Origin of the sequence: Rouxiella badensis, from assembly GCF_026967515.2 — a bacterium.
Taxonomy (GTDB): domain Bacteria; phylum Pseudomonadota; class Gammaproteobacteria; order Enterobacterales; family Enterobacteriaceae; genus Rouxiella; species Rouxiella badensis.
The window spans coordinates 3,176,354-3,198,395 of the sequence record NZ_CP114062.1 but is presented as its reverse complement, the minus strand read 5'-3'; the positions used below and the strand labels follow the sequence as shown (position 1 = coordinate 3,198,395).

Annotated in this window: 23 protein-coding genes and 1 other RNA gene; 11 read left to right on the top strand and 13 right to left on the bottom strand. The window is 52.0% G+C overall.

Features of this window, described 5'->3' with window-relative positions:
- Positions 1-4: 4 nt before the first annotated feature.
- The 3 genes from O1V65_RS14850 to O1V65_RS14840 all read left to right on the top strand — a co-directional run bounded on the left by O1V65_RS14850 (position 5) and on the right by O1V65_RS14840 (position 3,771).
- Positions 5-1,192: a M20 family metallopeptidase gene (locus O1V65_RS14850; RefSeq protein WP_017491414.1), complete on the top strand. Its 1,188-nt coding sequence runs from the start codon at positions 5-7 to the stop codon at positions 1,190-1,192.
- 78 nt (positions 1,193-1,270) lie between these two features.
- Positions 1,271-2,074 carry a transporter substrate-binding domain-containing protein gene (locus O1V65_RS14845; protein ID WP_017491413.1) on the top strand — a complete coding sequence of 268 codons (804 nt, stop codon included), beginning with the start codon at positions 1,271-1,273 and terminating at the stop codon, positions 2,072-2,074.
- On the top strand, positions 2,074-3,771 hold the full coding sequence (locus tag O1V65_RS14840) for a M28 family peptidase (RefSeq protein WP_084912866.1): 1,698 nt from the start codon (positions 2,074-2,076) through the stop codon (positions 3,769-3,771). The genes O1V65_RS14845 and O1V65_RS14840 overlap by 1 nt, the downstream gene beginning before the upstream one ends.
- A gap of 1 nt (position 3,772) precedes the next feature.
- Here O1V65_RS14840 and O1V65_RS14835 read toward each other — a convergent pair whose 3' ends face one another.
- Both O1V65_RS14835 and O1V65_RS14830 read right to left on the bottom strand, forming a co-directional pair.
- Positions 3,773-4,249, bottom strand: coding sequence for a GNAT family N-acetyltransferase (locus O1V65_RS14835; RefSeq protein ID WP_017491411.1), 477 nt, complete (start codon positions 4,247-4,249; stop codon positions 3,773-3,775).
- Positions 4,250-4,253: 4 nt separating this feature from the next.
- A complete protein-coding gene (locus O1V65_RS14830; RefSeq protein ID WP_269129839.1) occupies positions 4,254-4,808 on the bottom strand; it encodes a helix-turn-helix domain-containing protein in 555 nt (184 codons plus the stop codon).
- Positions 4,809-4,882: 74 nt separating this feature from the next.
- Here O1V65_RS14830 and O1V65_RS14825 point away from each other — a divergent pair, with 74 nt between their 5' ends.
- Together O1V65_RS14825 and ada are read left to right on the top strand one after the other, a co-directional pair.
- Positions 4,883-5,404 carry a GNAT family N-acetyltransferase gene (locus O1V65_RS14825; protein ID WP_017491409.1) on the top strand — a complete coding sequence of 174 codons (522 nt, stop codon included), beginning with the start codon at positions 4,883-4,885 and terminating at the stop codon, positions 5,402-5,404.
- A gap of 77 nt (positions 5,405-5,481) precedes the next feature.
- The gene (gene ada / locus O1V65_RS14820; protein ID WP_165429770.1) at positions 5,482-6,570 is read left to right on the top strand and encodes a bifunctional DNA-binding transcriptional regulator/O6-methylguanine-DNA methyltransferase Ada; all 1,089 of its coding nucleotides are present in this window, start codon (positions 5,482-5,484) and stop codon (positions 6,568-6,570) included.
- Between the two features lie 41 nt (positions 6,571-6,611).
- Here the strand turns inward: ada and O1V65_RS14815 are convergent, their stop codons facing one another.
- On the bottom strand, positions 6,612-7,331 hold the full coding sequence (locus O1V65_RS14815; protein ID WP_017491407.1) for a GNAT family N-acetyltransferase: 720 nt from the start codon (positions 7,329-7,331) through the stop codon (positions 6,612-6,614).
- A 179-nt stretch (positions 7,332-7,510) separates the two neighbouring features.
- Here O1V65_RS14815 and O1V65_RS14810 point away from each other — a divergent pair, with 179 nt between their 5' ends.
- On the top strand, positions 7,511-8,290 hold the full coding sequence (locus O1V65_RS14810; RefSeq protein ID WP_269129838.1) for a HalD/BesD family halogenase: 780 nt from the start codon (positions 7,511-7,513) through the stop codon (positions 8,288-8,290).
- Positions 8,291-8,334: 44 nt separating this feature from the next.
- Here the strand turns inward: O1V65_RS14810 and O1V65_RS14805 are convergent, their stop codons facing one another.
- Both O1V65_RS14805 and O1V65_RS14800 read right to left on the bottom strand, forming a co-directional pair.
- Complete coding sequence (locus O1V65_RS14805) at positions 8,335-9,438, bottom strand: M14 family metallopeptidase (RefSeq protein ID WP_017491405.1); 1,104 nt, start codon at positions 9,436-9,438, stop codon at positions 8,335-8,337.
- 57 nt (positions 9,439-9,495) lie between these two features.
- Positions 9,496-10,275: an ABC transporter substrate-binding protein gene (locus O1V65_RS14800; protein ID WP_017491404.1), complete on the bottom strand. Its 780-nt coding sequence runs from the start codon at positions 10,273-10,275 to the stop codon at positions 9,496-9,498.
- Between the two features lie 219 nt (positions 10,276-10,494).
- Here O1V65_RS14800 and O1V65_RS14795 point away from each other — a divergent pair, with 219 nt between their 5' ends.
- Positions 10,495-10,974 (top strand): GNAT family N-acetyltransferase, encoded by a 480-nt coding sequence (locus O1V65_RS14795; protein ID WP_084912870.1) that lies wholly within the window; start codon positions 10,495-10,497, stop codon positions 10,972-10,974.
- A gap of 25 nt (positions 10,975-10,999) precedes the next feature.
- On the opposite strand, the gene O1V65_RS14790 is transcribed toward O1V65_RS14795, so the two are convergent.
- The 3 genes from O1V65_RS14790 to O1V65_RS14780 form a co-directional block, all read right to left on the bottom strand.
- On the bottom strand, positions 11,000-12,322 hold the full coding sequence (locus O1V65_RS14790) for a histidine-type phosphatase (RefSeq protein ID WP_269129837.1): 1,323 nt from the start codon (positions 12,320-12,322) through the stop codon (positions 11,000-11,002).
- Between the two features lie 63 nt (positions 12,323-12,385).
- A complete protein-coding gene (locus tag O1V65_RS14785; protein WP_017491401.1) occupies positions 12,386-12,820 on the bottom strand; it encodes a GNAT family N-acetyltransferase in 435 nt (144 codons plus the stop codon).
- A gap of 140 nt (positions 12,821-12,960) precedes the next feature.
- On the bottom strand, positions 12,961-14,703 hold the full coding sequence (locus O1V65_RS14780; protein ID WP_165429766.1) for a cytochrome c biogenesis protein DipZ: 1,743 nt from the start codon (positions 14,701-14,703) through the stop codon (positions 12,961-12,963).
- 475 nt (positions 14,704-15,178) lie between these two features.
- Between O1V65_RS14780 and O1V65_RS14775 the strand changes: the two genes are divergently transcribed.
- On the top strand, positions 15,179-16,093 hold the full coding sequence (locus tag O1V65_RS14775; protein ID WP_192503378.1) for an HNH endonuclease: 915 nt from the start codon (positions 15,179-15,181) through the stop codon (positions 16,091-16,093).
- A gap of 543 nt (positions 16,094-16,636) precedes the next feature.
- Positions 16,637-16,897, top strand: a complete 261-nt coding sequence (gene bhsA, locus O1V65_RS14770; protein ID WP_084912873.1) for a multiple stress resistance protein BhsA — start codon at positions 16,637-16,639, stop codon at positions 16,895-16,897.
- A gap of 163 nt (positions 16,898-17,060) precedes the next feature.
- Here bhsA and ssrA read toward each other — a convergent pair.
- Positions 17,061-17,441: a transfer-messenger RNA gene (gene ssrA / locus O1V65_RS14765) on the bottom strand.
- A gap of 49 nt (positions 17,442-17,490) precedes the next feature.
- The gene (gene smpB, locus O1V65_RS14760) at positions 17,491-17,973 is read right to left on the bottom strand and encodes an SsrA-binding protein SmpB (protein WP_017489906.1); all 483 of its coding nucleotides are present in this window, start codon (positions 17,971-17,973) and stop codon (positions 17,491-17,493) included.
- A gap of 157 nt (positions 17,974-18,130) precedes the next feature.
- Between smpB and O1V65_RS14755 the strand changes: the two genes are divergently transcribed.
- Positions 18,131-18,565, top strand: coding sequence for a type II toxin-antitoxin system RatA family toxin (locus O1V65_RS14755; RefSeq protein WP_017489905.1), 435 nt, complete (start codon positions 18,131-18,133; stop codon positions 18,563-18,565).
- The gene (locus tag O1V65_RS14750) at positions 18,558-18,842 is read left to right on the top strand and encodes an RnfH family protein (protein ID WP_017489904.1); all 285 of its coding nucleotides are present in this window, start codon (positions 18,558-18,560) and stop codon (positions 18,840-18,842) included. Before O1V65_RS14755 ends, O1V65_RS14750 begins: the two co-directional genes overlap by 8 nt.
- A 76-nt stretch (positions 18,843-18,918) precedes the next feature.
- Here O1V65_RS14750 and bamE read toward each other — a convergent pair whose 3' ends face one another.
- The 3 genes from bamE to nadK all read right to left on the bottom strand — a co-directional run bounded on the left by bamE (position 18,919) and on the right by nadK (position 22,018).
- Entirely contained in the window at positions 18,919-19,266 is a 348-nt protein-coding gene (bamE, locus tag O1V65_RS14745) for an outer membrane protein assembly factor BamE (RefSeq protein ID WP_026110257.1), read from the bottom strand.
- Between the two features lie 113 nt (positions 19,267-19,379).
- Positions 19,380-21,041, bottom strand: coding sequence for a DNA repair protein RecN (recN, locus tag O1V65_RS14740; protein ID WP_017489902.1), 1,662 nt, complete (start codon positions 21,039-21,041; stop codon positions 19,380-19,382).
- 98 nt (positions 21,042-21,139) lie between these two features.
- Positions 21,140-22,018 carry an NAD(+) kinase gene (gene nadK / locus O1V65_RS14735; RefSeq protein ID WP_017489901.1) on the bottom strand — a complete coding sequence of 293 codons (879 nt, stop codon included), beginning with the start codon at positions 22,016-22,018 and terminating at the stop codon, positions 21,140-21,142.
- Positions 22,019-22,042 lie beyond the last annotated feature (24 nt).

Here is a 22,042-nt window from a genome sequence, read left to right as displayed (position 1 = left end):
TATCATGTCGGAATGCACCAAAATAGAACAAAAGAATAAAATTATTTATACCCTCGATAACCTTGCTCCCCGGTTAAAGCAGCTCGCTCTGCATATTCATGCCAATCCTGAACTGAGTTTTGAGGAGGTCGCTTCTGCGGCAGCGCTTATTGCCCCGCTGCGCGAGGCGGGGTTTGAGATTGAGGAAGGGCTGGGGGGGCTGCCTACTGCCTTTCGCGCCACCTTCGACAGCGGCAAACCCGGCCCGACTATTGCACTACTGGCGGAGTATGACGCGCTGGCAGACCTCGGCCACGCATGTGGTCATAATCTGATCGGGACCGCATCGATAGCCGCTGCGCTGGCGCTAAAGACCGGTTTTCCTGAGCTTAGCGGGCGTATCGAGGTCATAGGTACCCCGGCCGAGGAAGAGGGCGGCGGTAAAATTATCCTGGCCGAGAAGGGGTTTTTCGACCACCACGACGCGGCGATGATGTTCCATCCACGCGACAAGACCATGGTAGTACGTGGAGGACTGGCCTGCGTCGATGCGGTGTTCAAATTTTACGGCAAGGCGGCGCACGCGGCGTCAGCGCCACAAAACGGCATTAGTGCGCTTGATGCGGTGATCCACACCTTTGTCGGCATTAACGCCCTGCGCCAGCTGTTTACCGACGACGTGCGCGTGCACGGCATTATTACCCACGGCGGCAGCGCCACCAATATCGTTCCCGCCTATGCCGAAGCCAAATTCCTGCTGCGCGCCAATACGGTAAAAGGCCTACGCACGGTACGTGACAAAGTCTTTGCGGCGGCGCAGGGCGCGGCCGATATGAGCGGTGCGCGCCTCGAAATCGAAGAGGGGCTGACCTATGCCGAACGTAACAACAACCTCACGTTGGCCGAGTTTTTCAGGCAGAACCTTGACGCGCTGGGCATTGAGGTGGTTCCGCCTCCGCGCAGCGGCGGTATAGGCTCGTCGGATATCGGCAACGTGAGCCAGATAACGGCGGCTATCCACCCTTATCTGCGCATCGGTGACGTCATGCCGCATACGCCGGAGTTTGCCGAGGCCGCCGGTTCCGAGGCGGGTCTGGCGGCGATGCTCAACGCAGCCAAGGCGCTGGCGATGACGGCAGTTGACCTGATCGAGAGCCCAGAAATGCTGCGCGCGGTCAGGGAGGAGTTCCTGAGCTGGAAGGCGCAGAACTGAATCTAGACGCTTTTGCATCACCCAATGCCTCAATAAACAAATAACAACAAGACATCACAATAGACAGGAAGTGAATCAATGAACAAGATGACGAAAAGCATGCTGACGCTGGCCCTGATGGGGCTGACGCTTTCCGCCGGTGCTGCCCACGCCGAGGAGACGCTGCGCGTTGCGGCCGACCTGAGCTATCCGCCTTTCCAGTTCCGCGATGCAAAAGGGACGCCGAGCGGCTACGAAATTGATGTCACCAACGCCATTTGCAAAGAGATGCAGGTGAAATGCGACTATGTGGTGACCAGTTTTGACGCCGAAATTCCTTCGCTGATCGCCAAAAAAGTCGATTTCATTTCGCCGCAGGGGGCGACGGATAAACGCCGTAAAGTTATTGATTTCAGCGATTTTGTTTATCACATTCCCACCAAGCTCGTGGTACAGAAAGGCAGTCCGCTGTTGCCGACCGCCGAGTCGCTTAAAGGTAAACGCGTGGCGGTGCAGCAAGGTTCGATTCAGGAAATGTATGCCAACGCCTACTGGCTGCCGAAGGGCGTCGACGTAGTGCCCTATGCGGATCAGGATACTATCTATCAGGATCTGACGGCGGGTCGTCTCGACGCGGCGCTGAGCCCGGCGGTGGCGGTTACCTACGGTTTCCTCAATAAGCCGCAGGGTAAAGATTTTACCCTGACCGGGCCTGAGGTGCGGGACGATAAGTTGTTTAGCGTAGGATCGTCCTTCGGCGTCCGCAAAGGCGATGACAAAACGAAAGCGCTGCTCGATCAGGGGCTGGCGAAGATCGTTGCCGACGGCACCTGGGACAAGATCCGCGTGAAGTACTTTGGTGACCTGGATATTGCGGTGCATCAGGCATCAGGCGCGAAATAATGGCCTTTACGCCCCCGGAATATGACCAACTGATGCCGGTGATGGATGACCTGCTGCTGGCTTTTTCGCAGCTGCATCGTCTGTCCGGCAGCGAAGATGCTGAGCGTTCTGCCACGCTGTTGGTGGATCAACTTCAGTCGCACGGCCTGAATGCGCGTATTGAACACATTCCACTGTTGCTGAGCGATCCGCTGTCCGGTCGGCTGGCGCTGCCCGAATTCCCGGAATGGCATTGCCGGGCCAAGACGCGTTCTTTTTCCGCACACTGCCCGCAGGGAGTGAGTGCGGCGCTATTTTACGATGCCGACTCAACCCGTGCGCGTTCCGACAGGGAGTGGCAGCGGTGGGCCGAACAGGTCAGGGGCAAGATTGTCATTGCCGATCAGGGGTTTGAGGATTACGTTCAGCGCCTGGATGCGGCGCAGGCCGTTGGGTTGGTGCATATCTGGGGATCGACCGAAAACGCGTTGCACGAAGAGACGGTGGGGCCTATCTGGGGCACACCGACCCCGGATGACCAGCAGCGCTATCCGCGCCTGCCGGTGATTTCGATTAATTATCACGACGGTCAGAACCTGCTCGGCCTATGCAATCTGGTGACCACACCGGTTCACGCCGTTTTAAGCACCGAGGTACAACGGCAGGTGAAAACATGCAGTCTGCCGCTGGTCGAGATTGCCGGGCAGAGTCCGGAATTTGTGCTGCTCTCTTCACATTATGACTCGTGGCATGAGGGGGTCACCGACAATGCCACCGGTAATGCGCTCTGTTTGGCGATGGCGCTGCATTTTAAACCGCAAGCGGCAATGCTGCGGCGCGGCCTGCGCATCGCGTGGTGGCCGGGGCATTCTAACGCCCGCTACGGCGGCTCAACCTGGTATGCCGATAACTATCGACAACAGCTCGGCCAGCACTGCGTGGCACACATCAACGTAGATTCACCGGGCTGTAAAGACGCGGTTCAGGTGGTCATCAATGCCAGCGGCGCGGAGTCGCAAGCCTTTCTAAATCAGGCGGTCGAGGCGGTTACCGACAGGCCTGCGCGATGGATTGCGCCATTGGGCAAAGGCGGTGACCAGTCATTCTGGGGCAGCGGTGTACCGCTGCATTTCGCGCTGCGCGAAGTGCCACTCGAAAAAACCAGCCATTCACCCGGCAGCGGCGGCGGCTGGTGGTGGCACACCGAGCACGACGGCTATGATAAGGTCGATTTAACCCTTCTTTGGCGCGACTGCCTGATCCACGTGCGTTGGCTGGAGGTATTACTTCATGAGGCGATATTGCCTCTAGACGTGACCGACTATCTCGCCAAAATGGCGTTGGCGCTCAATGCGCTTAGCCAGCGGGTGGATGCTCGCTTTGCCTTGGGGGAAATCGAAAAGAGTTTGCTGGCGCTGAGCGAACCTGTCGCAAGACTTACGCAGCGGGCAAGCGAAGAACCGACGCGCTGGCAGCCGTTGCTGAGCCGCGTCGTGGGTGATTTACATCGTCTGCGCTACAGCTCGACCGATGATTTTCACTATGATCTCAGCTATCGCGGCGGCGCATTTCCCGGCTTCCAGGAACTGGCGGCGGATTTATCGCAAACTACGCCTGAAAGCGGACTCATGATGATGACTCAGTATCGTCGCCAGCGTGACCGTGCGATGTGGCTGCTGCGAAAGGTCCACCAGGCGCTGGCTGAAATAGACCCATGACTCAGACGACCTGCCGATAGGCCAGCACCTTGACCATGTAAACGCTCAGCGGATCGTACTGATAGTCACCGAAACATTCGGTCAGGGTGAAGCCGCATTTCTGATAAAGGCCGATGGCGGCATGGTGATCGACGCCGGTTTCAAGATACAGGCTTGGCAGTTCAAGCTGTCGGGCCTGAGATTCAACGGCATCCATCAGTCGCTCAGCGATGCGTTGCCCGCGATAGTCAGGATTGACGTAGACGCGTTTCACTTCCGCCAGACCGTTGGCACAAATAAACAAACAGGCACAGCCGACGGCGACACCGTCAATTTCGGCGATAAACGGATAGTGCTCAAAGGCGGCCATCTGATCGAGTGGCATACTGTAGTCGCTTTCCGCCGGATAAAGCACGCTCTGATAGGCATCAAGCTGGCTGACCAAGGCGATAAAACGGGCATCAAGCACCGTAGTAAGACTGATAATGGATACTGGCATTTCCTTATCCTTGATTAATCACCAATAAATAGCGGCAGGCTTCAGACCCCACGTTATCAAAAGTGACGGCTAAATCAACGCCAAACGTCAGCACGTCTCCGGTCGCTAATTCATAGCGACTCTCGCCGTAGTCAATGGCCAACTGCCCCTCAATCAGCCACAGCCGCTGCCGATAGGCGCGGTTTCCCCAGCTTGGATAACTGACTCTGGCCCCGGCGGGCAGCGTGATTTCAATCAACTCAAGCCCGCTCGACGGTTCGGGCGGCAAAACCTGGCGGCGAAGATAGCCAATGTCCGGGTCGCGCCAGATTTCCTGCTGCTTGAGGCGACGCAGATTTTTAGCTTCGGCGTTTTCCTCTGACAGCAGTTGGGTGACGGAAATTCCCAGACCGGCCGCCAGCCTGCCGAGAACCGTCGCACTCGGACTACTTTCCTGACGCTCAATCTTGGAAATCATCGCCTTGCTGACCTCAGAAAGCGCGGCCAGCTGTTCGAGACTCAGGCCTTTTCCTTTGCGTAACGCCTGCAGACGGCCGGCAATTATTTCATCGATTAACATTTTATGTTTCTCTGTGTTTACTTTTGTAGAATTAATTCTACTATATTGGAATTGAAAGCCACAAGGGGATAATCATGAATTTGATCGAATGCACCGAACAGCAGCACGCCGTCGCAATACTAGAGATTTTCAATGAGGCAATCCTTAACTCAACCGCGCTGTACGACTACAAACCCCGGGCGCTGGAAAGCATGTGGCCGTGGTTCGCCGCGAAGCGCAACGGTAATTTTCCGGTCATCGGCCTGGAGGACACTGACGGCAAGCTGCTCGGTTTTGCCAGCTATGGGACCTTCCGCGCATGGCCGGCCTACAAATATTCCGTCGAGCACTCTATTTATATTCACCCAGAACATCGCGGGCAAGGGCTGGGCAAAATATTGCTCAATGCCATTATCGGCGAGGCGAAACGCCGTGAGGTGCACACGCTAATTGGTGGGATTGATGCCACCAATCAGGCCAGTATTGCCCTGCATACCAAGGCCGGATTCGTCGAGGCAGGCATCATCAGACAGGCGGCCTACAAGTTCGATAACTGGTTGGATTTAGCCTTCTACCAGCTTATTCTGGCGACACCGGCGCATCCGCTGGCGGAATGAAAAAGCAAGCCGCAGAGTGTTCAGCGTCGTTAAGGGGGGTAAGGTTGGGTTATTCTATCCGATGAGTGAGACTGACCATGAAACGTGATGATAAAAATATTCGCTTAGCCGATGCTGACGCCTGCTGGCAGGCGATTGTCGGCCGTGACGCTGCGGCCGATGGGCAGTTTGTTTATGCCGTCAGGACTACGGGAATTTACTGTGCGCCGTCCTGTCCGTCGCGCCAGCCTAATCGTGAAAATGTCGAGTTTTTTGCCGCGGCCAAGCAGGCGGAGGCCGCCGGTTATCGCCCCTGCAAGCGTTGCCGTCAGGGGCGTATTTCCCTGCGCCAACAGCAGATTCAGCAGGTTGAGCAGGCCTGCCGCCTGCTTGAGTCCAGTGAAAAAACGCCCACTCTCGAGGCTCTGGCCCGAGAGGTTGGGCTGAGCGCCTACCATTTTCATCGCGTGTTTAAGTCCCACACCGGCCTGACGCCGCGCGCCTATGCAGTGGCGAAAAGGCAGCAGCGGGTACGGGAAAAATTGGTTGAAACTCAGTCGGTCACCTCGGCTATTCTTGAGGCCGGATATGCCTCGAACGGTAACTTCTACGCTAGCTCGGGTGCAAGTCTGGGCATGACGCCAAGCGCTTATCGCGCCGGGGGTAAAGGCACTGCGGTCTGGTTTGCCGTCGGGCGTTGCTCGCTGGGCGATATCCTGGTTGCCGAAAGTCCGCGCGGGATCTGCGCAATCCTGCTTGGCGATAACCCGCAAAGGCTGGTAGAAAGCCTACAGGATAATTTTCCACACGCCACGTTGCTCGGCAATGATGAGGATTTCGAAAAACGTATCGCAACCGTGGTGGGGTTTGTTGACAGTCCGCAAAGCGAACTGGCGCTGCCGCTGGATATTCGCGGTACCGCTTTTCAACAGCGGGTGTGGCATGCGCTGAGGGCTATCCCGGTAGGTGAAACGCTCAGCTATTCCGAGGTGGCGGAAAAAATCGGTTCGCCTCGTGCCGTACGAGCGGTGGCCGGCGCCTGTGCCGCCAATCTTTTAGCGGTCGCCATTCCTTGTCATCGGGTCGTGAAGAACAACGGCAATATTTCCGGATATCGCTGGGGCGTAGAGCGAAAAAAACGCCTGCTGGAGAAAGAGCAACGGCCTGAGCGGCTCAAGACTCGTTAGCGAGGCGCATTGTTCTAAATTGACTCAGTTATTTTTCAGATTTACTCAGCTTTAGGTTTAGGCATGAAGGCTTCAAGCTTTTGCTTTTGCAGGCCTTCAGTCGTGAAGTTATCTGCGCTTAGCCACTGCCTGAACGCCGCACCGATAGGCGGCCATTCGCCGTCAATGATTGAATACCAGCAGGTATCGCGGTTGTTGCCTTTGGTGATAAGCGCCTGACGAAACGTCCCTTCGAACGTGAAGCCAAAACGTTTGGCCGAGGCGTTAGAGGCATCGTTCAGGCTGTTGCATTTCCACTCACAGCGGCGATACCCCAGCGTATCAAACAGATAGCTCAGCAGCAGGTAGATAGCCTCGGTGCCGAAACGCGAGCGTTTCATCAGCGGGGACCAGTTGACCCAGCCAATTTCCGCCACGCCGTTTACCGCATCAATACGCATTAATGACACACCGCCGATCGCGTCGCCGGTGGCGTTATCAATTACCGCGAAATAGAGCGGATCCTTCAGGCTGGAGATCTTGGTAATGTAGGTGTCGCACTCTTTCTGGCTAGCAGGGCGATTGATCGAGAAATAGGTCCAGTCTCGGTCATCATCAATGCTGTGCCAGGCGTTAAACAGAGATTTGCTGTGCTTGCCAACGTCCAGTGGCTCAAGATGACAATAGCTTCCTTGCAGCGTAATAGGCTCTGGAAGAGGGCGCGTTTGCCAGCCGGGGATCTCGTCACCGATCGGTTGTCCAAAATGATTTAATGTTGTCATCTTATTTTCCGTAGTGCCTGAAGGGATTGTGAACTAACCCTCATAAAATCAGAAGTTTTCATTTGTCGCAACCGATTAACAAAAAGGTTAATCATCACGCTATTTCGTTTCCTAACCGCGAGCGGGTTGGTTAAAGTGGAAGCAACTGATTTTTTCCTGATTAATTCCTGAGGGCTCCAATGCAACCACTCGACAAGATTGTAAACCTCGCTGCAAATCCCATTCTGGACGCTAATTTTCTGGCGCAGTGCAAGCAAACGCTGGATGAAAAGGGGGCGCTGGTTTTGAACCAGTTCCTCACCCCTGCGGCACTTGCCGCGATTAAACAGGAAGGGGATGAAAATCGGCATTTGGCGTATTACACCCGCAGCAATCATAACGTCTATCTGCTGAAACCTGACGACAGCCTGCCGGCGACGCATCCAAGGAACCGCCAGATTGTCTCCTCTAAAGGCTGCATTACTGACGAGGAAATTCCTCAGGCATCGGCCCTGCGTGCGCTTTACGATGCGCCGGAATTCCGTGCTTTTCTGTGCGCCGTGCTGGGCGAAGAACGACTGTATCCGTATGCCGACACGCTCTCATCCATTAATCTGCACTATGCCAGCGCCGGTCAGGAGTTGGGCTGGCATTTTGATAACTCCTCGTTTGCTATTACGCTGCTGGTACAGAAACCGCAGGCGGGCGGAGTGTTTGAATACGTTGAGAATTTACGCGATGCAGACGGCGGCGATATGAACTATTCCGCCCTGGAACAGCTGCTGGATAAAGCTATCGAGCCGAAAAAGCTGGGCATCGAAGAGGGAGATTTAGTGCTGTTTCGCGGGCGTAATGCGATTCACCGCGTGACGCCAACCGAAGGCGAGGTAACCCGAATGCTGGCGGTGCTGGCCTATAATTCACAGCCCGATATTTCACTTTCTGAAACGGCGCGTATGACCTTCTACGGACGCGTATAAACGCATTGCCCAAGCTGCTCTCAGTCTGGGCAATGCGCAAAGTATTAAAGAGATGCCAACGCGCTAAAGGCGCGATTAAAGATTTGCTGGGTGCGCAGATGTACCAACTGCTGCCAGTCTTTATCCTGCGGATAAAATCCTTCAAACAGCTCACCCTTGATTTTCTTGCCCTGCGGACTCTGCGGATCGCCATACAGATGCAGCCAGTGGTCGTCGCGGACCAGATGATGCATGGTTTCACCGTCATAGGTGCCGCACTCGACCACCAGTTGAATCAGCTGAGTATCGGGTAAGTTGTCGAGCATAAACTGAGACAGGTAGCCGGTTGCCGTCGCCGTTACGCCGGTATTACTGCCAATATTCTTGCCGGTTATCAGCACGTACAGCCAGGGGCCAAACACCTCACGCGCCGGTTGCAGCGAAGGATAAGCTTTTTCGGCAATCGCCATCAACATCGGGTGACCATAGGCTCCCGCGCCGGTATGCAGATCAAAACTGACTATCGCTTTGGCATGTGCCAAATGTGTTTGAATGATGGTAAGCAGCGTGCGGTTAGACCAGCTCGGCTGCTGGCCGCCGAAAAAGATCCCGTCAGCATGGGTGTATTGACCCGCCTCGACGATTTTTTTGATCTCACTCCAGCCTGACTCCTGCGAGTACTTGTCCATCAGGTCGTCGGCGGCGGCGCGCTCAGGGCCGTTTAAGTCTTTACTCAGATAAATATCATGCAGATCTTCATAGCGGGCATTCACCGGCAGCGGCTTACTAAAGTCGATAAAGTTGCGGTTAAGATCCATGTTGTCTTCATTGACCCGCCTCAGGTGCGCAGTGCCCCACGGATTGAGCAGGTGGATCATGACCACGGCGGTATCGGCGGGCAACGTATTAGCGTGATTCACGGCCAGCCAGTCAATCTGACATTCGGATCCGTAGTAACCTTCCACGCCGTGCGTGCCTGATACCACCACGAACAGTCGCGAAGACTGTGGGTTGCCAAGCACCGCCACGTCGGTAGCTAACGCTTCTCCCTTGGGGCCTTTCAGGGGATGAGGATACTGCGTGAGTTTAGCGCCTGCTTGTCTGGCAGCGGCGAGGAAGCGCTCACGCTGCACCGTAAAATCAGGCAATTGAGAGTAACCCTGCAGCATCCTTATCTCCTTGTTTAAGACTGTGCGAACCGGCCGTATTACGACGGCCAGCGATGATTATGGCTGTTTATTATAGACTTCAAAACTGAAGTATTTTTTTGAGATCTTATCGAAGGTGCCGTCTTTATGGATAGCCGCCAGCGCCTTGTTGATCATCTCCTGATGTTCTTTATCGCCTTTACGCAGGCCGATTGCCGTACCGGCCCCCAGATAACGTGGGTCATTCAGCATCTCACCGCTGAAGGCGAAATCTTTACCGGCGGCAGTATCGAGGAAGCCCGACTGCGCCGCGGCGGCGTTGGTCAGCGTGGCATCGACACGGCCGGATTCAAGATCCTGATTCACCAAATCCTGATTTTGATAAGACACGACGTTCACGCCTTTGCTCTGCCACAGCGCCTGCGCATAGGCTTCCTGAATGGTGCCCTGCGCGACGCCGATACTTTTACCTTTTAGCGATTCCGGGGTAGGCATCAGTCCGCTGCCTTTCCTGGCTACCAGCACGCTCGGAATGTGGTAGAGCATGTCGGAAAAATCAACCTGTGCCTGACGCTTTGGTGTCACCGACATGGCAGAGAGAACGGCATCGAATTTTTTGGCGTTTAGGGCCGGAATAATGCTGTCAAAGCCGGTTTCGACCCACTGGCATTTCACCTTCAGTTGCTGGCAAATGGCGTTACCAAGGTCAACGTCGAAACCGACCAGGCTGCCGTTGGGCGCTTTAGTTTCAAAAGGCGCAAACGTAGGATCTACACCGAAGCGCAGGACTGAGTCGGCATTCGCCAGAGAGCTAAACGAGGCCAGAGCCAGTAGGGTGAACAACGCGCTTTTCTTCATCATAGTTTCCTCAGGGTAGATTGACGGCCTTTCTCAGCAAGTTACAGCAAGATGCGTACCATCTTTATAAATTATTAACGAGAATACCTGAGTAACCCAGGTAACAGAACACAGGGAATAAAAACAGTTTATTGCACCATCTCAAGGTGATAGAACTGGGTAAATATAGGGTTTACACCAAAATGCAGGGCGGGTTTATCTGACGGCAGAGGGGGAAAAATGAAGATCAGAGTCGCGAATAAAGGGGATGCTCAAGGATTATGGCGGCTGCGCAACGCGGCGCTTAGGTACGGATGCGTCCAGGTTTATGATGAACCCACCCTGAAGGCGTTTACGCCCGATATCATGCCGGAAGGCATGAACAAGACAATCGCCGAAAATCAGGTTTTTATCATAGATTCTTCAGACGGAAAAAATCCTGTTGCCTGCGGTTACCTCGATCTGGTCACGGGTCACGTGGAGGCTGTTTTCACCCAGCCCGAGTATCAAGGTAAAGGGCTAGCGGCGGCCATCATTGAACAAATCAAGCAGCAGGCCAGAAGCCTAAACATTCGCCAGCTTACGCTCTCTTCTACGCCAAACGCGGTGGGGTTTTATTTGCGACAAGGGTTTAGCGTGGTCGCCAAAGGCAAGTATTTTTCTCACTCGACGGGTACCTACCTCGACTGCGTCGAGATGATTTGGCTGGATAACGCCTAGGATGCGTTACCCAGCCGAGTGAGACTTAAATCTTACACTGCGGCAGCTGTGCCTTGGTCATGACCTGATGGAAGGTCTTGATGGCACAAAGCTTGTTGGGGCCGATATTTTCACAGCCGGGGAGGGTGATTGCTATGCTGCTCGGTGGGTTGTTTAGCGTCAGAACCTGCTGTGATCGCATCTGATCCCGTGTCTGATAGACCATTTTCAGCGAAATATACTGCTGGTGCGAGGTGCGGCTCTGCCAGCGCTCAAACACTAATGCGCCAGCCGGTGGCGTGTTGTCCGGCTGCCCGTCCAGTGACCAGTTCAGGCCCAACGCGCCCGCGACGTTTTCGATATTGGTATCATGTCCGCCGAGAATCAACAGCTTATTGCCCGTCGGGAGCGTATAGCCGGAAGCCGGTTTCTCTGGTGCTCCCAGTGCGCTATCAATCGCTTGCAGGATTGGCGTGCCGTTGGACTTGGCCAAATAAGGCGTTCCTGACATCAGACTAAATTGCAGATTGTGCAGCGCCATCAAGCCTTGCCAGGTTTTTTGGTCTTTGATATTTCCCCACGCGGGGTCGGTCATACCCTGTGCATCCTGTAACAGGAAGATTTCAGCCAGCGTAGAAGAAAGGCCAATTGCGCCCTTAAGCGATGCGTCGGTACCATTTTCCTTCACCTTGACCGATGACGGCATATTGATGCCCAGTTCGCACTGCTGGCCTTTTTTCTGCATCTTCTGACAATAGGCGGAATGCGGATAATCCAGCACGTTGCTCATCAGCTGCAGCTGTGGCGCATAGGTTTTGTCGAGTGCCGAAAGAGAGCCTCCTGCCTGTTGCTCGATAGCCTGCTGCGCCGTTTTCTCATCGAGTTTGCATACTTTTGCCTTCAAGGCATGGAAAAGAGGATCGGCTTTTTTGAGATCTTTTTGGAAATGGGCATCGAGGTGGCAACCCGGCGCAATGCCGTTTAACAAAGCTTGGGTGGTCAGTCGCGTGCGTTGGTCCACGTCTCCCCAGCCAAATATCGCACCGTTGGCAGGGCAAGACTTGTCGGATATTAGCCCTTCTTTACGAAAATACTCACCGTAATAGCCGCCCATCAATGTGACAAGATGTTCACCTCGCGGGGTCAGATAACCGAATTTTACCGGCCACACTGGCCAGTCTTTCGCGGCAACCTGTTCCATTTTTTTTGTCTGTTTGGTCGGCGCACGAACGCCGTGACGGCTTAAAATGACTGCCTGCTGTAGCTGGAGATTTTGCGTCGCCGGGGCGTCATCGGCAAAAGAGAGTAGCGGAAAACTCAGGCCTGCCAGCAGCGCAGAAACGACAAGAGGGAGGGACTTAACCGACATGGGGCTTCCTTTTTAAATTGACTCAACTGATATTGTCTTAAAAGAATGAGGAAAACATGAGGATTACTGAGGCGTTAAGGCTTTGCTCATAAATATTCGGCTCGAGCCCTCAGGTGAGCAAGGGATCTCGCCAAAGCGCTGCCAGCCATATTTGGCGTAGAAATTCGGTGCCTGAAAACTGAGGGTGTAGAGCACGCCTGAAGTGCATCCGCGTCTCGCCCCTTCCTGTTCAAACTGTCGCAGAATCTCCGAGCCGAGACCCGAACCGCGCAGCGTGAGAGGTAGATAGAACAGCTCGATAAACATCAGCCCGAGAGAGGTACGCCCGAGCATACCGCCCAGCACTTTACCGGTCTGTGGATCTTTCACCAAAACCGCCAGCGGTTGTCTATCCTTGATGCCTGCCATTTCGGTATTGAAATCGTCGAGACCGTCGCCGATTATCGCTTTTGCTTCATCATCAATGACATCCGTCATTTGCAGCCGATACTTTTCCATCAATGCCTCTGTCAGTAAATCACGATTAAATACTGAACCGATGATGGGGGAGGGCGTGAGAAATGGTCAAGTTAAACTATTGTCTAGATAGACAAAGGGGGAGCAAATGCTCCCCCCGGTATACTGAATTGTTCGGCTAATTATCCAAAGGTAAAGGCGTAAGCATTCACGCCGCCGTTGAGGAACTCGATGCTGAAGGTGTGATTGCCGCTGTTGTCCTTCTGACGAATCAGTTGGTAAAGACGTTGGTCGGTGACAACGCCTTCACCGTCTGCGTTGGTGTCGCTGCCGTGCATCGCGCCAGGGGCTTTACCGTCGAGCAAGACTTTAAATCGTACCGCTTTGCCGTCTTTGCCGGGGCCCAACACCAGATGCAGATCGCGAGCGTGGAACTGATAAAGGATCCGTCCCGGAGCGCTGTTGAGCTGAATTTTCTCGTCATTGATTGTCCAGTTGCCATCAAGCGCCCAAGCGTTTAGGTCCAGCGTAGCAGGGGCTTTATAGTTAACGGCAACGTCAGACGCGGCATTATCGGAGGCAAAATTCTCGGTGCGCATATAGCCCAGATAAGTCTCGGGAGAAATTGAGCCCTCAAGCCCCGGTGCTTGTTCCACGCCCTTGCCCTGCACCTGACTTATTGATGTATCGACATTTTTAGCACCTGCTTCGCGCAGCAATTCTTGAATGACACGCTCAGACTGAGCGTATTCCCCTTCACCAAAGTGGGTGTGGCGGATCTCACCTTTTGCATCAATAAAATAATGTGCGGGCCAATACTGATTGTTGAAGGCGCGCCAGATTTTATAGTCGTTATCGATGGCTATTGGATAATCGATGCCCAGTTTTTTTGACTCTTTAGTGACGTTGTCGATGTCGCGTTCAAAGGCGAACTCAGGAGCATGTACCCCAATGACTACCAGTCCCTGACTGCGATATTTATCCGCCCAGGCCTTCACGTAAGGCAGCGCGCGCAGGCAGTTGATGCAGGAGTAAGTCCAAAAATCGACCAGTACAACCTTGCCACGCAGTGAGGCTGCGGTAAGCGGCGGGGAATTTAGCCACTGCACAGCTCCGTCCAGTGAGGGCATCGGCCCCAGATCGGCAAGAGTAGGCAAGGCACCGTTGTCTGCGGCGGCCGTCGTTTCAGGATTTGCAGGATTGTTTACGCCAAACTTTTTAAGCAGCGTTTGCTCGATGCCGCCAGTTGATGCCGTTGAGATTCTGGCTAATATCCCGGTATCCAGGCCAAGGGAGATAGCCACTACGCCAAGCAGCATTGCCGCACCGATGCCGCGACGGATCCATTCTCCTGCGCCGAGGGATTTTTTCATCGCCGTGAAGACCTTGCCGCCAATCAGGAGCGCCAGCGTCAATGAGGTCACCGCGCCTGCCGCATAGGCTAAAAGCAGCAGCGTCGAACCTACGTTGGCACCTTGCAGCGCGGCGCCGGTGAGAACCAGTCCTAGAATCGGGCCTGCGCAGGGTGCCCATAGGAGACCGGTGGCGATACCGAGTAAAAAGGAGGTCCCGATCTTCGGTTTTCTACCCACGCTTAGCGCATCCGTCATGCGGTTCCCCGCCGAGACTAACGGATGCATCAGACGCTCACCGATACGAGGAAATAGCAGCGTGATACCAAAAATTGCCATTAAAATCAGGGCTAACCAGCGGCCATACTGATTCGCCTGAACGACCCAACCTCCGCCAACGGCCGCGAGGGTAGCGACCAGCGTAAAGGTCAGCGCCATACCGGCCAGCAGAGGAAGCCCCGTACGGGCAAAGGATTGGTCGGAGCGTGCAAATACGAACGGCAGCACCGGCAAGATACAGGGGCTCGCGATAGTCAGCACGCCACCAAGATAAGCAAGGATTAGGATTAGCATGTCATTTTCTCGATCGGAATAGGGGTAAGGTTTTTCTCTTTTTACCCTTTAAGAATAGCGTGTTAACCAGTCCAATAAGGTGACCGCTTAATGACTAAATTGTCATTTTTGATTCCTTTTCGCCGCTTTTCTCACTACCGGTCAAACTTTCTGAACGCTTCTGCCTCCATAGGTTCACTCACTGGATTGCAAAGCATCAGAGAGTTAGGAGTGTCGTCATTGCTTATTCTTGACTCGATTGGATGACCGCGGTTTACCAGTTGCGATTCGGCATGCTCATGAGAGGACTAAAAGGAGGTATAGGATCCTTAATGGTTTGAGGGAATGGCCAGCGCAGTGCTCGATAAGTATTCCAGATTTCACATTCTTCGAACATCGACAGTTATTGGTTGAAAATGTTCTAACTTAAAGTTTTACTAACAAAGTTAAGTAAAACCAGAAGTTAGGTCTTTCACTGATAACAGAGAGTCTCAGGATGAATTTTTTTTGGGTTAACTTAGGAACGAGCCATAAAGAGGTTTTTAAAAACAAATTTCTCTGGGCACCACAATTTACCTTCAACAAAAATGGTTCAAAGATTGTTAATCAGGGCTGGTCTTCAGTCGCAAAGGTCAAGAAGGGCGATATCATTTTTGGTCATCTTGATAGCAAAATTGTTTGCATAGCGAAAGCGACAAAAGACGTCCATCCATCGCCTAGGCCTGAAGGTAAAACTTTTGACCAGTGGAATGAAAATGGTTGGAAGGTGGACATTGAGATTACAAAAATCCCTGAGCCGGTTAGAGACAGTGAGTTTTGCGATTTCTTTATTGAGAAGTATAACTCTGAGTGCTCACCAAAGGTGTTTACCGTTAAGGGTATTTGTTCGGTCTTTTATATGTCATCACTGCCGAAAGGTGCTGGTGCACTGATTTTGAGTCATATTCAAGATACTAATTACATCGCCGATGATTTTGATCCCAAACCTCGTCCCGAGCCTAAAATAGGCAGCAAAATAGATACTGTCCGCGAAGCTATCATAAAGGCTAGAATTGGGCAGGGGCCTTATAGAAAGAAACTCATCGAACTTTGGAATGGCAAGTGCTCTGTAACCGAACTCGCTTTTGAAGAACTCCTCGTTGCCTCTCATATCGTTCCTTGGTCGCTATGTGAATCCTTTGAACGCATAGATCCTTACAACGGTTTGCTGCTATCGCCTAACCTGGATAAGTTGTTCGATAAGGGGCTAATTAGTTTTACCGATGAGGGAAAACTTTTACTAGGCACCTCGATCACCGATGAGGTTCTCAATAAGCTAGGTATCTCGAAGCACTCACAAATTTCTGCTTTAAAGCCAGAAAATCTGCCTTACCTTTCGAGACATCGAGAGCTGTTTGAATTTAAGTATTAGTGGTGATGATAAGTTTTGACGGTGTTGCTTTACCCGCAGAGCCATCACGACTCGATGAGAGGGTTTAATCGAAGTATGGCCCGTCTTCTCTTCCTTGCACATCTGTCACACCTTATCGCGAGAGAAGTAAGCGGATGTGTATTCCCTGTATCAAGAAACCCTTCCATAAATGCCTTTGTTTTCAGACTAGCTCTCAGCCTGGGCCTAAAAATTATACCAATAAACAATAGATAGACGAGTTGAGTACCGATTGATGTTCGCGACGGACGAGAATCGTCATTTCTTTTTTACAGAGCTAACTAACTTATATATTGATGCTTTTTTGAACCCGCATCCTTTCGTGTACACCTTGAATGTGGCGGATTTATTTTCGACCCACAGGTTACGCTCTCTCTTCCCGACAAAGATCAGTACATTTAGTTAACGGTCGTTACATAATTTAATTGCACGAGTTCCAGATGGGTATAATATTTAATTAACGAATGATAACTAATCCACGCCTGGACTAGTGATAACAAATTAACCAGATTTGAAGGAACTACTATGAAAACCCTGACTAAAGTATTTTCCGTTATTGCACTGACTACCGCTTCGTTTGCAACCTTTGCCGCTACCGAAGTGAACTCCGCTCCAGCGGGTGAATACAGCGCTGGTACGATTAGTACGTCGGTAGACAGTGGTAACGTGGATGCGCTAAACGCAAAATTAGCGGCTAAAGCAACTCAAGACGGCGCACGTTCATACCGAATCATCACTTCCGTTGGTGAAAATAACTTATCAGGCTCAGCAGAGATCTATAAATAATTTTCTGAGCCGATAAGAATACGCTGTTAGGTAGGCGACCAATAGACGTTGTTTACACGACTACAATAGTGAATTATTCCAGAGACGAAAAAGCCCGCAACCTTTTGGGATGCGGGCTTTCTCTGCGTTTAAGGCCTTATCTGGTAATAGCCGAAAACTTATTTGGTGGAGCTGGGGGGATTTGAACCCCCGTCCGAAATTACTACGCCGTTGGCACTACATGCTTAGTCCTGTCATTACATTCGCCTGTTAACTGCGGACGGACACGCCACTAACAAACTAGCCTGATTGGTTTTAACGCTTTCACCCCAGGCAGGATGTCCACGCGAGCTCTTTTGGGTTTGACCTTTCTTGATCCCCGTCCTAAGAGCGGAGGCTAGGGAGAAAGGGAACCTTCAGTGTATTAGACTGATTAAGCTGCTAAAGCAGCAGATTCGAATTGCGAGTCGTTTGCAATTATTTTTTTTGCGGTTTTTTACGAGGCCTCCGCACCTCGGCATGCACCTTGGGTTTCGCAAATCCCGTCGAATCCAGAATCAGCCCCAAAGAACTGTCAGCAGTATATCAGAACTTTACCCCGATAAGCCAGAGACTTAACGTTTGGCGCTTTTCATAATACGTGCTTTATCAACTGCCCACTCGCGATTTTTAGCCGTGTCGCGCTTGTCGTGATCTTGTTTACCTTTCGCGAGGCCGATTTTGACCTTGGTCCAGGCATTTTTCCAATACATTGAGAGAGCAACTACCGTATAGCCATCGCGGTTTACCTTACCGAACAGCTTGTCGAGCTCGCGCCTGTTCATTAAGAGTTTACGGGTACGCATTGGCTCGCAAACAACGTGACTTGAAGCAACGGTCAGTGGTGTAATGGTCGCACCAAACAGGAAGGCTTCCCCGTCTCTGAAGGTCACATAACTATCAGCAATGTTGGCTTTGCCAGCGCGCAGTGATTTTACTTCCCATCCTTGCAAAGAAATACCTGCCTCAATTTCATCTTCGATGAAATATTCATGGCGAGCGCGTTTGTTCATTGCAATGGTTGCGGAACCGGGTTTATGTGCTTTTTTCTTTGTCATAGTGACACTTATTATACTGTAAGCCTTGCCGAATGAAATCCCCTGCGGGTTTGCGGAGGCTGCTTTTTCACAGCTTGTGCTTTATCTGCCTCGAGTTTTTTGCCCGAAGAGCGATAAATGATATGATCTGTATGTTTTATGACACTTGGAAAATGATATGCCTCAAATTAGCCGTTCTGCGCTAGTGCCGTTTAGCGTGGAACAGATGTACAACCTGGTAAACGACGTGGATGCCTATCCGCAATTTCTTCCCGGATGCACGGGAAGCCGCGTATTGGATAAAACTGATAACACGATGACTGCTGCGGTTGACGTCGCAAAAGCCGGTATCAGTAAAACTTTTACCACTAAAAACACGTTAACCAGCAATCAAAGTATTGATATGCAGCTCGTCGACGGTCCGTTCCGCAAACTGATGGGAGGATGGCATTTCACGCCGCTCAGCCCTGAAGCCTGTAAAGTTGAGCTGAATCTAGATTTTGAGTTTACCAATAAGCTGATCGAACTGGCTTTTGGCAAAATTTTCAAAGAGCTGGCGGGCAGTATGGTTCAGGCTTTCACTCAGCGTGCAAAAGAGGTTTACAGTGTCTGACGTTTCCGTTGAGGTTGTTTATGCCTTACCTGAGCGCCAGTATCTAAAAACGGTGCGAATTGCCGAAGGAAGTAGCGTCGAGCAGGCAATAATCGCCTCAGGACTGCTCGAGCAGCGTCGCGAGATTGATCTCAAGAACAATAAAGTCGGAATTTATAGCCGCCCGGTGAAATTGAGCGATGTGGTGAACGATGGCGATCGGGTTGAAATCTATCGGCCGCTGATTGCAGACCCCAAAGAGCTACGCAGAATACGCGCAGAACGCTCAAATAAATAAGGCGCCTTAGGCGCCTTATTTTTTACCCTGAAAGAGCTTCACTGTTTGACACCAACGTGGCATCAAAGCTGGAACATCAGGATTTCTGGTCGTCCAGCTTTGGCTTATTGTTAATGTTAGTTAACACATCTGACTCATTAAAGGTCAAAGTCAGCGTCTGCTGCTGTACGTCTTCGTGGCTTGGCCACTGACGGAATACGTAGAACCAGGTGTTGTTACCGAATGGATCATCCATCATCGGTGTTCCAAGGATGTAAGCAACCTGCTGCTTGGTCATCCCGGTATGAATTTTCTGAACATCAGCAGGAGCCAGGTAGTTCCCCTGATTAATATCAGGACGATAAACAACCTTTTCCAAAGTTGAACAACCGGCGGTCAGCATTAATAGTGCTCCAGCGACGGCAGTTAGCGTTTTACAGCGCATAGTCTTAACATTCCTTTAGGGCATAAGATGCCGATGATAATAGACCTTTCATCAGTTTGAAACCTTTGCAGGGCACCAATATGACCGCTGAAATGTAAAAAAGTTGAGCTTTATTACGCTGCTAACAACTCTTTTGCATTGGCAAGGGTGTTTCTTGTCACCTCGCTCCCCCCCAACAGACGGGCCAACTCCTGCAAACGTGCTTTTTTATCTAACCGATTCATCTGGGTTTCAGTCACTTCACCGTCAGTTTCTTTGCTGACAAAATAGTGCTGATGTCCGCAACCTGCAACCTGAGGCAAGTGAGTCACGCACATAACCTGCGTGGACTCTCCTAACTGGCGCAGTAGTTTACCGACAATCGCAGCGGTTGGGCCACTGATACCGACATCGACTTCATCAAAAATAAGCGCTGGGGTTTCCATTTTCTGTGCTGTGATAACCTGAATCGCCAGAGCGATACGGGAAAGCTCACCGCCAGAGGCCACTTTCGCCAGCGCCTGAAGGGGTTGACCGGGGTTAGTGGTGACCTGGAACTCGATACGGTCTGCGCCTTCAATGCTCAGGTTCTCAGGAATAAACTGTACCTGAATATTAAACTTACCGTGAGGCATTGAGAGGGTTTGCATACTCTGTGTAATAAGCTGAGTGAGCTCATCGGCAAAGTGCTGGCGTTGCTGGTGCAGCGCATGCGCAATATCCAGCGCTTGCTGGTGGTGAAGATGCACGGCATCGCTTAACTCGGCCTGATTGGTTTCCTGCGCGTCGAGCGCACTTTGTTCTTCGAGCAGCTGACGATGTAACTCAGGAAGCTCTTCTGCCGTTACGTGATGCTTGCGTGCAAGTGCCATTTGGCGAGAGAGACGCTGTTCCAGTTCGAACATACGGTTTGGGTCCATCTCTAGCCTTTCGCTGTAGTGACGGAGCTCGTCACTGGCTTCACTTATCTGGATAGAAGCATCATCAAGCATGACGATCAGGTCATTCATTTTTTCATCGAGTTCAGCGAGTTCGGTCAGCTTGTTTTTAACCGTATACAGCAGGCTGCTGATATTTTGATCTTCACTGTCGCTCAACAGATAAAGGGCACTCTGGCTTAATGACAGAAGCTGGCCGCTGTTTGCGAGCAGTTTATACTCTTCGTCGATTTGTTCATATTCGCCCTGCTGCGGGGCAAATTCGTTAAGTTCTTTCAGCTGATACTGCAGAAGCTGACGACGTGACTCGCGTTCATTAACCTGCTGTTGGAACTGCGCCAGCATACGGCAGCTGTGATGCCAGTTCTGATAGGCCGTTTTCATCTGAGAAAGCAGAAAAGATTGCGCCGCGTAAGCGTCGAGCAGGTGTTTTTGGTGCTCAGGCTTAACCAGCATCTGGTGGGCGTGTTGCCCGTGTATTTGAATGAGATGGTGGCCGATTTCTCTCATTTGCGACAGAGGAACCGGCGTGCCATTGATAAAACCGCGAGAGCGGCCGTCGGCGCTGATGGTTCTGCGTAGAATACAGTCCTGGCCTTCATCAAGCTGATTATCAATGAGCCATTGTTTAGCGGAAGGGGTATCTGCCAGCGTAAAACGAGCACAGACGTCGGCCCGTTGAGTGCCGAGACGAACAGCATTGCCATCGGCTCTGCTGCCCAAACAGAGGCCCAAAGCGTCGATGGCGATAGATTTACCTGCACCGGTTTCACCGGTTATTGCCGTCATACCCGCATGAAAATCAATTTCTAACTCGCGAACAATGGCAAAGTTATTGATAGTAAGTTGCGCTAGCATGATCACCTTCCTGTATATAACAACAGACCTGTAATTTCGTACAGTATAAACTGGTTTTATATACAGTAAAGCCCTGAGTCTCTGATTTCATGAAAAAATCAGAATAATTTTTTTGACCAGCCTAGTTTCGTGCTTAATGTATTGAAATAACTGTAGTCTTTAGGATGAATCAGATTCAGATAATAATCACTTCGTCTGATAATGACCTCTTCACCCTGTTGAATTGGCAGGGCAATCTGACTGTCACAGCTTATCTCCAGGTCAATACTCATATGCGAAAACTTCAGGCAAATAGTGCTGCTGCTGTTGATAACCAGCGGTCGGGCCGAGAGGGTATGTGGGAACATCGGCACCAGCGCAATCGCGTCCAGCGTCGGCGTCAGAATAGGGCCACCGCCTGAGAGCGAATAGGCCGTCGAGCCGGTTGGCGTTGAAATAATCAGCCCGTCCGAACGCTGGGAAAAGGCGAAGCTGTCATCGATATAAACTTCGAATTCAATCATATGCGCGACCTTGCCCGGATGAAGCACTACCTCGTTAATCGCGGTGCTTACCCGGCTCTGCTCGTCGCCACGGCGCACGATTGCCTCGAGCAGGAAGCGCTGTTCGCTGATATATTCGCCTTTCAGCACGTCGTCGAGTTGCTGTAGGGCATTATCGGGATCGAGGTCGGTGAGGAACCCCAGATTGCCACGGTTGATGCCGATCACCTTGATATCGTAACGCGCGAGAACGCGTGCGGCACCAAGCATGTTGCCGTCACCGCCTACCACGACGGCCAGAGAGGCAAGCTTGCCGATTTCGGCCAGCGTCCCGGTCTGCGCGTCTTTCAAGGATAAATCTTGAGCCACCTGACGCTCGACGATGACCTGGTGACCTTTCGAGATCAACCAGTGATAAAGCATTTCATGGGTAGCCAGAGCGGAAGGATGGCGGGGATGACCAACTATCCCAATACACTCAAATTTTTTGTTCATTGCTTTGGTTATCCTCGAAACCGC